Raw genomic sequence first — 544 nt, 5'->3', positions numbered from 1 at the left:
GGGGGGGGGTATAGAGAATTTTGGTTTAGACTTTCTATTGTCACTTTCTTAAGTGTCAATGCTTTTGCAACCACTTAAGAAAACACTACAGATAATCTAAATTTCAATATTCCAGAACATTATTTTAGTAATAACGAACTTTATGATAAAAGCAATTCTACTTATAAAAAACTCCAAGGTATAAATTATTATGCTAAGAGTTCTAAACAAGATATTAATAATCTTACTCTAATTTATAACAATCCTAAATCAAATATTTCAAATACAAACGATTTAAATTTTAAACATTATTTACTTACCCCTAATATGAAAGAAGATAAAGTTCTTTCTTTTAAAGCAAGGCATGAGCCGATCATAGTATAAAAACAGTTAGAGTGCTTCCTTTCTTAATCACAGCAAAAACCGATCATGCTAATACAAGTTATAACAAACTCATACTAAAACAAGGAAAACTTAGTTCAGTTTTTTATCTTAAACCTAAAGATACTCATATAAAAAACCCTAGTAATTCTAAAAGCAATCAACACATGAATTTCTTAATGAG

At 27.4% G+C, this 544-nt stretch carries 1 pseudogene; it reads left to right on the top strand.

What is annotated here, in order from left to right:
- Positions 1–544, top strand: a pseudogene (locus ELQ09_RS08465) (hypothetical protein); the annotation flags it as partial.

This window comes from Campylobacter sp. CH186, assembly GCF_004378925.1.
GTDB classification, from domain to species: Bacteria; Campylobacterota; Campylobacteria; order Campylobacterales; family Campylobacteraceae; genus Campylobacter_D; species Campylobacter_D jejuni.
Note: the sequence above shows the minus strand (reverse complement) of the source record. Positions and strands in the feature narration are given on the sequence as shown.